This window comes from Pseudomonas sp. WT-JTC (assembly GCF_056711565.1).
In genome coordinates, this window is record NZ_CM160042.1 from 2,957,613 (window position 1) to 2,966,801 (window position 9,189).

Genomic DNA, 9,189 nt, shown 5'->3' on the forward strand with positions numbered 1-9,189 from the left:
CGGCTAATAGCGAAAGCCAATCAGCAGCATGAGGTTTGCCAATGAGCCTTCTATCCGACGAGTGGGTAAAGTTCTCTCCATCAACTTCTTAACCCCCTGACGGAGAGTCAACGATGCCTATCATCAACAGCCAAGTTAAACCGTTCAAAGCTGACGCATTCAAAAATGGCGACTTCGTAAAAGTCTCGGACGCTGACCTGAAAGGCAAATGGTCTGTGGTTTTCTTCTACCCGGCAGACTTCACCTTCGTATGCCCGACCGAGCTGGAAGACCTGGCTGACAACTACGACGCTTTCCAGAAACTGGGCGTCGAGATCTATAGCGTTTCCACCGATACCCACTTTGCCCACGCTGCCTGGCACAACACTTCGCCAGCCATCGGCAAAATCCAGTACACCATGATCGGCGACCCGACCCACGCCATCTCCCGTAACTTCGACGTGCTGATCGAAGACGCCGGTCTGGCTGACCGTGGCACCTTCGTGATCAACCCGGAAGGCCAGATCAAGATCGTTGAACTGAACGATGGCGGTGTAGGCCGTGACGCTTCCGAGCTGCTGCGCAAAATCAAGGCTGCCCAGTACGTCGCTGCTCACCCGGGCCAGGTTTGCCCTGCCAAGTGGAAAGAAGGCGAGGCCACTCTGGCTCCGTCGCTGGACCTGGTTGGCAAGATCTAAGTCTGTGACTCGCTTCATCAGGGCGGACTTCCGCACCTTCTAAGCAAGCTGCACCGCCCAATAAAAACGCCCGGGCGAGATTCGCTCGGGCGTTTTTTTATGCCTGCTCCAAATGAATCAGCAAAAAGGAAATCGCCCGTATGTTGGACGCCAATCTTAAAGCCCAGTTGAAATCGTACCTGGAACGGGTCACCCAGCCGATCGAGATCGTTGCTTCCCTCGACGACGGTGCGAAATCCCGGGAAATGCTCGAACTATTGAAAGACGTTGCCAGTCTTTCCACCCGGATTACTTTGCTCGACAACGGCGATGATGCACGCAAGCCGTCGTTCTCGATCAATCGCCCGGGAGCGGATATCAGCCTGCGTTTCGCCGGCATCCCGATGGGCCATGAATTCACGTCCCTGGTGCTGGCCCTGCTGCAAGTCGGCGGTCACCCGTCCAAAGCCAGTGCGGAAGTGATCGAACAGATTCGCTCGCTCAAAGGCGAGTTCAACTTCGAGACTTACTTCTCGCTGTCATGCCAGAACTGCCCGGACGTGGTCCAGGCGTTGAACCTGATGGCGGTACTGAACCCGAACATTCGCCATGTCGCCATCGACGGTGCGCTGTTCCAGGGCGAAGTCGACGAGCGCCAGATCATGGCCGTGCCCAGCATTTACCTGAACGGTGTGAACTTCGGCCAGGGCCGCATGGGCCTGGAAGAAATCCTCGCCAGGATCGACACCAGCGGCATCGAACGCCAGGCCGAGAAAATCAGCGCCAAGGATGCCTTTGATGTGCTGGTGGTTGGCGGTGGCCCGGCCGGTGCTTCGGCGGCAATCTATGCGGCCCGCAAAGGTATTCGCACCGGTGTCGCGGCCGAACGTTTTGGTGGGCAGGTGCTGGACACCATGGCCATCGAGAACTTTATCTCGGTGCAGGAAACCGAGGGTCCGAAGCTGGCTGTGGCCCTGGAAGAGCACGTCAAGCAGTACGACGTGGACATCATGAACCTGCAACGTGCGGACAAATTGGTGCCTGGCAAGAATGGCGAGCTGCACCAGATACACTTCGCCAGCGGTGCATCGCTGAAGGCCAGGAGCGTGATTCTGGCAACCGGTGCGCGGTGGCGAGAAATGAATGTTCCAGGCGAGCAGGAATACCGCAACAAAGGCGTTGCCTACTGCCCGCACTGCGATGGCCCGCTGTTCAAGGGCAAGCGCGTGGCAGTGATTGGTGGCGGCAACTCGGGTGTCGAAGCGGCCATCGACCTGGCCGGTATCGTGGCTCATGTCACGCTGCTGGAGTTCGATGTGCAGTTGCGTGCCGATGCGGTATTGCAGCGCAAGTTGCACAGCCTGCCCAACGTCACCGTGATCACCAGCGCACAAACCACTGAAGTCACCGGTGACGGTCAGAAGGTCAACGGCCTGCGCTACAAGGATCGCCAGAACGACGAATTGCGCAGTGTGGAACTGGAAGGGATCTTCGTGCAGATCGGTCTGCTGCCGAACACCGATTGGCTCAAAGGCACCGTAGAGTTGTCGCCGCGCGGCGAGATCATCGTCGACGCTCGCGGTGAAACCTCGGTGCCGGGTGTGTTCGCTGCCGGCGACGTGACCACTGTTCCGTACAAGCAGATCGTGATCGCGGTGGGCGAGGGTGCCAAAGCTTCTCTCAGCGCCTTCGATCACTTGATCCGTACTTCCGCCCCGGCATAAAGCCCAGCGCTGAAAACACCAAACCCCATGATTGATCATGGGGTTTTTTTTTTGCCCTGCACATCACCCATGTAGGAGCGAGCTCGCTCGCGATGGTCATTAACGATAACGCTGGTTGGCAGGTGCCCCGCGGCGTTCTCGGGTTTTTCGCGAGCAAGCTCGCTCCTACAAGGGGCATCGGCGCCGGCACTGAAAACACAACGACTGTAGGAGCGAGCTCGCTCGCGATGGTCGTTAACGATAACGCTGGTTGGCAGGCGCCCCGCGGCGTTCTCGGGTTTTTCGCGAGCAAGCTCGCTCCTACAAGGGGCATCGGCGCCGGCACTGAAAACACAACGACTGTAGGAGCGAGCTCGCTCGCGATGGTCGTTAACGATAACGCTGGTTGGCAGGCGCCCCGCGGCGTTCTCGGGTTTTTCGCGAGCAAGCTCGCTCCTACAAGGGGCATCGGCGCCGGCACTGAAAACACAACGCCTGTAGGAGCGAGCTCGCTCGCGATGGTCGTTAACGATAACGCGGGTTGGCAGGTGCCCCGCGGCGTTCTCGGGTTTTTCGCGAGCAAGCTCGCTCCTACAAGGGGCATCGGCGCCGGCACTGAAAACACAACGCCTGTAGGAGCGAGCTCGCTCGCGATGGTCGTTAACGATAACGCGGGTTGGCAGGTGCCCCGCGGCGTTCTCGGGTTTTTCGCGAGCAAGCTCGCTCCTACAAGGGGCATCGGCGCCGGCACTGAAAACACAACGCCTGTAGGAGCGAGCTCGCTCGCGATGGTCGTTAACGATAACGCGGGTTGGCAGGTGCCCCGCGGCGTTCTCGGGTTTTTCGCGAGCAAGCTCGCTCCTACAAGGGGCATCGGCGCCGGCACTGAAAACACAACGCCTGTAGGAGCGAGCTCGCTCGCGATGGTCGTTAACGATAACGCGGGTTGGCAGGCGCCCCGCGGCGTTCTCGGGTTTTTCGCGGGCAAGCTCGCTCCTACAAGGGGCATCGGCGCCGGCACTGAAAACACAACGCCTGTAGGAGCGAGCTCGCTCGCGATGGTCGTTAACGATAACGCGGGTTGGCAGGTGCCCCGCGGCGTTCTCGGGTTTTTCGCGAGCAAGCTCGCTCCTACAGCGGAGCAGGCTGGATGATCTCTACCCAGTAGGCGTCCGGGTCCTTGATGAACGCCAGGCTCTTCATGCGACCATCGCTCAAGCGTTTCTGGAAGTCGCAGCCCAGTGCTTCAAAGCGCTCGCAAGCGGCGACGATATCCGGCACCGAGATGCAGATGTGGCCGAAACCGCGTGGGTCGGTATTGCCATTGTGGTAGGCGAAATCCGCATCGTTCTCTGTGCCATGGTTGTGGGTCAGTTCCAGAATGCCGGGGATCGATTTCATCCACTCGGTGCGCGCGGCGGCATCGGCCGGGATCTGGTTTTTGTCGACCAGCGCGAGGAAATACAGGCTGAACTCGGCTTCCAGGAAGTCGCGTTTTTCCACCAGGGTAAAACCCAGGATGCGCGTGTAGAAATCCAGGGACCTGGTGATGTCCTTGACCCGCAGCATGGTGTGGTTGAAGACGAATTTCTGCGTAGCGGCGTCCGGTTGGGCGGTGACGCCGGGGAAGGTGTTCAATTCGTGCAGGCTCATGGGCCCTCCGGGAAATATGTGGGCTAACAATTGGTGACAATGATACGCAAGGGTTCGGACATCACCAAACCCAAACAGTCGGCTATTGCCTGACAGCCGGCCTGGGCCCAGACTTTACAGCTTGATCCTTGAGTGCCCATTGCAATGATTCGAATCCGTAACGTGCTGTTCATCCTGCTAAGCGTGTTTTCGCTGGCTGGCGTTGCTCGCGCCGATGCGCCAGTAGTGACCTGGCCGGAAGGCTGGCAGGTCGAAGAAGTGCCTGAATCGGCGTCGGGGGTCAGCCGTCAGCGGGCGGTGAAAAATGATCAGAATGGATCGCCGCTCATGGTGATGGAACTGACCATGAGCCCGGTACAAAGCGATCACCAGGTAAACCTCGAAGGCGTATTGCTGGAGATGCGCAAGTCGGTTCAAAAAGACTTCTTTCAGGGTGGGTATCAAAGTGTCTGCACGCGAATTCATTCGACTACCTTGAGTCGATTGGCCGCGCTGGAAACAACCTGCACCGTCACGCAAAACGGCAGGCACGTGCTTTCTCAAACACTGGTGGCCGCGGTGGATGCCGATAAGGCCTATGTTCTTTCCTACGCAGGGCAGGCCGAGGCTTATAAGGCGAGCCAGGAAGAAATAGACGCTGCCCGTAACAGCTTGAAACTTTAGTTGGCGTCAGTGCTTTTTCGATGCATGAAGAAAATTTTAGATATCCAAATGGATTAAGCACAAAGTTGTTGGCAGTCAGGTAGTTGTCTGGTGCCTGCCCCGGGCATTTAGATAACCCATGAAAAAGCCCTGCATATGCAGGGCTTTTTTGTCACCGCGAGAGTTAGCCGCGCAGCCAGGAGTCAACGGTGGCTGCACCGTACTGTTCTTTCCAGGCTTTCAGGCCGCGGTGGTTGCCGCCCTTGGTTTCAATCAGCTCGCCGGTGTGCGGGTTCTGATAAACCTTGACCACACGGGCGCGGCGGGTTTTAGGTGCTGCTGCCTGCAGGCCGGATTTTGCCGGGTTGGGGTCGAGAATGGCGATGATGTCGCGCAGGCTCTTGCCATAGGTTTTCATCAAACCCTGGAGCTTCTCTTCGAATTCGATTTCTTTCTTGAGCCCGGCATCGTTCTTCAGGGATTCCAGCTGCTTGAGCTGCTCTTGAAGGGCCTTTTCGGCTGCACGAAATTCAGCGAGTCTGGACAATATCTTTACTCCAATAGTGTATTTGGCTGATACCAACCGCAAACAAAGCTATAAGCCAAGAGCCTTGAAGCGACTCGGTGATAGTGGCTCACCTGCCAAATTAGCGCAGGCATGAAAAATTGTAGTAGTTAATTGGCCAAGAGTAAATCCTGTCTTTTTTTTCATGTAACGGCAGTAGCGTTTTGATTCAAATTGGTGCGTGCAAGCGTTGTTTTATCAATTAAATTCGCGAGTTAATGGTCGCTTAATGCACTAATGAATTCCGCGCCGGGCATGGGTTTGCCGAATAGATAACCTTGCAGGAAGTTGACCTGATGAGCGCTCAGGTAATCACTCTGCTCACGGGTCTCGACACCTTCGGCCACCAGGGCAAGGTCGAGTTTGACTGCCAGTTCGATGATGCTGTCGAGGATGTGGCTCGAGAGTGTGTCGATACCGATCATGGCGACAAAACTCTGGTCGATTTTCAGGAAGTCCACATTGAACTGGCGCAGGTAGCCAAGGCTCGAGTGACCCGTGCCAAAATCGTCGATGGCGATTTTCACACCCAGTTCGCGAAGTTGCTCGAACAGTTGCAGGGTGATGGCCGTGGGCTCGATCAGTTCGCGCTCGGTCAGCTCCAGTACCAGATGGATCGAGCCCGGTTCGAACGTATCGAGAAAGTCACGACAGTCCTTGACCAGTTCCAGGTCCTGGCAATGGCTGGCGGTGATGTTGATGCCAATGTGAAACGGTTTGTTGAATCTGGCGGATTGCGGGGCGAGCAGGGCAGCAGTCTGCCGCATCAGCGAGCGGGTCATCGGCACGATCAGTCCCGAGTGCTCGGCAAACGGGATGAACAGGTCCGGACGCACCAGGCCTTCCTTCGGATGTTTCCAGCGCATCAGCACTTCAGCACCGGACCAGCTTTTGCTGTCGCCATGCACCACGGGCTGGAAATAGGGAATGAACTCTGCGGCTTCCAGTGCCCGTTGCATTTCCTGGGTGGGTGCCGATGAGCGTTTTTGCAGGAAATGACCGATTGACCCGGCAATCACACCGAAGAAAATCAGCAGGCTGAACAGCGGCGGATATTCGCTGCTCATGTATCGCCAGGTTTCGCCTTCGGGGAAACCGGCTGCCACGGCAAATGCATAGTGCCCGGAGGACAAACGGCTTGGCGCAACGGGCGGTTCAGGTACAGCACCGGTGTGAACCTTGCCATCGACGGACATCCAGTCCGGGCCGACCTGCAGCAACAGCAAGGTCTTGCGACCGATCAAGCGCAGAATGTTGCTCAAGTGATAACCATCGAGGGTTGTCAGCACGCCTTTTTTCCCTTCGCTCAGACGGTACACCAGCAAGGCGGTGTCGGGTGTCACCAGGTTGCCATTCATGAGCCACAAGGCGCCCTGGGTGTAGTCACCGGGGTTGACGTTCTCCTGGTAGTCGCCGAACAAAGAGCTGCAATAGAGGTTGTTGTCCCACACCAGATTGGTCGCGCGCACGAATGGGCGGCGAGTGACCTGTTCACGCAGAGCCAGTTTGACGTCAGCACAACTTTGGCCAGACAGCGGCAGCAGTTCGCGAGCGGCCTGGGAGTTGTTGTCGAGCATCAAGTCGAACTGGCGAATCGCTTCTTCGGCGGTTTGTTCGGCGTCTTGTTTGAGTGCACGGCCTGCTTGCATGTAAAGAATGGCGGCCCCCAGCAGCACTGGGAGCAATCCACTGATCAGGGTGACAGCAATTCTTGTACCGCGACTGCGGGTTTTGGCTTTCAGTGGCATTCGCGAATCCTGTCACGAAAAAAGTAGGGCTCTCAAACGCTGGCAGGGTAATACGCCTCCCATGAAGAGTTCGGGTATGGGCCATGATAGTTGGCCCTTGGCGGTTATGCCGTTCTATGGAAGTCAAGGCTTACGGCCAGATTGATAAAGGCCAGCGTCGCGGGTGATGCCTGGCGTCGATCGAGTACCGCCAGGCCGACCTGGCGCACCACCGCCGGCGACAGCGGTTTTTTCACGCAGCGGCTGTCAATCTGATTGGGTAATGAACCTTCGGCAACCACCGTCACCCCGTCGCCACGCGCGACAACATCCAGGGTGCTCATCAACTGCGAGCAGCGATAACGGATGTTGGGCATCAGTCGGGCCTCGGCGAACAGGCGTGAAACCAGCTCCGAAGAGCCGGCCTCGGTCAGCACAAACGGGGCGTGACACAGATCCTTCAGGCTCAGGCTGTCGTGAGCTGCCAGCGGATGGCCAGCGGGCAGCAGCGCGACCATCTGGTCTTCGATCAACGCGACCGTATCGAAACGCTCCTCGGGCAACACCACAAAGCCGATGTCGATCCGTCGTTCCTCCAGCCACTGGAGTACCTGGCGATCAGGGCCTTCGTCGATATGCACCTCGATGCCGGGATGGGCGACGCGGTACTGCTGCAGAATCAACGGCAGCAACTTGATCGATGAGGTCGGGCCGAAGGAACCGATGCGCAACGTGCCGCGTTTCATGCCCCGTGCATCGGCCGCTTCCTGGCGCAGGGTGTTGGCCAGGCCCAGCATCGCTCGGGCGCGCAGCAACAACTGCTGGCCAATGTCGCTTGGCTCGACCCGGGATTGATGCCGGCGCAACAACTCGACACCCAATTCCTGCTCCAGGGACTTCAAGGCATGGGACACCGCCGATTGGGAAATACCCAGGCGATTGGCCGCTGCCGTGAAGCCGTGGAGTTCGGCCACGATGGAGAAAATCTCCAGTTGAGTGAGAGTCATGAGTGTTTACTCATTTTACGATGACTGTGTATTAGTCGAATGATACGTCATCTCTCCGACATCCGGCCCTGGAATCTTATGACGATCTGCGAGCAAACCCTGTCAAAACCCTCGGATCTGCCGGTGTACCTAAAGCTGGCGGCGGTCACCATGGTGTGGGGTGGCACCTTCGTTGCCGGACGCTATCTGGCCGGCAGCCTCAGCCCGCTGCTGGCTGCCAGTCTGCGGTTCCTGCTGGCCAGCGTGGCGTTGCTACTGTTTGTGCGCCTGGCGCGGATACCGCTGGCCCGGCCCAGCGCCCGGCAATGGCTACAATTGTCATTGCTTGGCTTTTTCGGGATTTTTTTTTACAACCTGTGCTTCTTTTATGGCTTGCAGTACATCAACGCTTCACGGGCATCCTTGATCGTGGCTCTGAACCCGGCAGTGATCGGCCTGGCTTCCTGGCTACTGTTCAAGGAGCGTTTGAACCGGGCAAAAGTCGTCGGCATTGCGATCTGCATCGCAGGCGCGAGCCAGGTGATCGTCAGTCGCAACCCGCAATTATTGGCCGGTGGAGCCGACGCCTGGCTCGGTGATCTGCTGATTTTCGGCTGTGTCCTGGGCTGGGGCATCTACTCGCTGTGCTCCAGAGAACTGAACCAGACCCTGGGGCCGGTGCAAACAGTGACGTATTCGATTCTGCTGGGCACCGCCATGCTCTGGATGGCCTGCATCGTCCGTGGTGAGGCGAGTGTTGTCGCGATCGCCCACCTGGGTGCGCAGCAATGGTCGAGTCTTTTGTACCTCGGCGTGCTGGGATCGGCGCTGGCGTACATTGGCTATTACGACGGCATTCGCAAAATCGGTGCGACGCGTTCCGGGGTGTTCATTGCCCTGAACCCGTTGACGGCGGTGATTCTTGGCGCGCTGCTGCTGGATGAGCCGCTGACACTGGCCATGTGCCTGGGTGGCGGGCTGATACTGGCGGGGATTTTCCTCTGCAATAAACCCCTTGCGCGGGCAAGGAAAAAGGGGATTTGATACAGAAGGCGGACAAACTGATTTACGCTGTGTAGAATCAGGTTACGCATACAATAATAATCGTCTTCTGGCAGCAGAAGCCTCGCCCGCAAGAGCCTTGGGTCGATAATGAAGATATTCGGGTTTCAACTGATCTACGGTGATTTTCTCGCCCGCAGTGTGCGGGGCATCTCCTGTGCGCCACCCACCGGTCTCAGCATTGCTTACAACTAA

Annotated in this window: 8 protein-coding genes; 4 read left to right on the plus strand and 4 right to left on the minus strand. The window is 57.7% G+C overall.

The genetic code is table 11. From position 1 onward, the window contains the following. The first annotated feature begins 113 nt into the window (after positions 1-113). Positions 114-677, plus strand: coding sequence for an alkyl hydroperoxide reductase subunit C (ahpC, locus tag AC06G5_RS13615; protein WP_010460707.1), 564 nt, complete (start codon positions 114-116; stop codon positions 675-677). A gap of 140 nt (positions 678-817) precedes the next feature. Then, positions 818-2,380: an alkyl hydroperoxide reductase subunit F gene (gene ahpF, locus AC06G5_RS13620; RefSeq protein WP_480459679.1), complete on the plus strand. Its 1,563-nt coding sequence runs from the start codon at positions 818-820 to the stop codon at positions 2,378-2,380. Between the two features lie 1,110 nt (positions 2,381-3,490). Here ahpF and gloA read toward each other — a convergent pair. Then, positions 3,491-4,012 carry a lactoylglutathione lyase gene (gloA, locus tag AC06G5_RS13625; RefSeq protein WP_480459680.1) on the minus strand — a complete coding sequence of 174 codons (522 nt, stop codon included), beginning with the start codon at positions 4,010-4,012 and terminating at the stop codon, positions 3,491-3,493. Between the two features lie 144 nt (positions 4,013-4,156). On the opposite strand from gloA, the gene AC06G5_RS13630 reads away from it, so the two are divergent. Then, positions 4,157-4,675, plus strand: coding sequence for a DUF4946 domain-containing protein (locus AC06G5_RS13630; RefSeq protein ID WP_413425599.1), 519 nt, complete (start codon positions 4,157-4,159; stop codon positions 4,673-4,675). Between the two features lie 163 nt (positions 4,676-4,838). Here the strand turns inward: AC06G5_RS13630 and AC06G5_RS13635 are convergent, their stop codons facing one another. The 3 genes from AC06G5_RS13635 to AC06G5_RS13645 all read right to left on the minus strand — a co-directional run bounded on the left by AC06G5_RS13635 (position 4,839) and on the right by AC06G5_RS13645 (position 7,953). Beyond that, positions 4,839-5,201 (minus strand): histone-like nucleoid-structuring protein, MvaT/MvaU family, encoded by a 363-nt coding sequence (locus AC06G5_RS13635; protein ID WP_007975932.1) that lies wholly within the window; start codon positions 5,199-5,201, stop codon positions 4,839-4,841. A gap of 233 nt (positions 5,202-5,434) precedes the next feature. Next, positions 5,435-6,967: an EAL domain-containing protein gene (locus tag AC06G5_RS13640; protein ID WP_480459681.1), complete on the minus strand. Its 1,533-nt coding sequence runs from the start codon at positions 6,965-6,967 to the stop codon at positions 5,435-5,437. Between the two features lie 104 nt (positions 6,968-7,071). Beyond that, the gene (locus AC06G5_RS13645) at positions 7,072-7,953 is read right to left on the minus strand and encodes a LysR family transcriptional regulator (RefSeq protein WP_413425604.1); all 882 of its coding nucleotides are present in this window, start codon (positions 7,951-7,953) and stop codon (positions 7,072-7,074) included. A gap of 78 nt (positions 7,954-8,031) precedes the next feature. On the opposite strand from AC06G5_RS13645, the gene AC06G5_RS13650 reads away from it, so the two are divergent. Beyond that, positions 8,032-8,976, plus strand: a complete 945-nt coding sequence (locus AC06G5_RS13650; RefSeq protein ID WP_413425606.1) for a DMT family transporter — start codon at positions 8,032-8,034, stop codon at positions 8,974-8,976. The last annotated feature ends 213 nt before the right edge of the window (positions 8,977-9,189 follow it).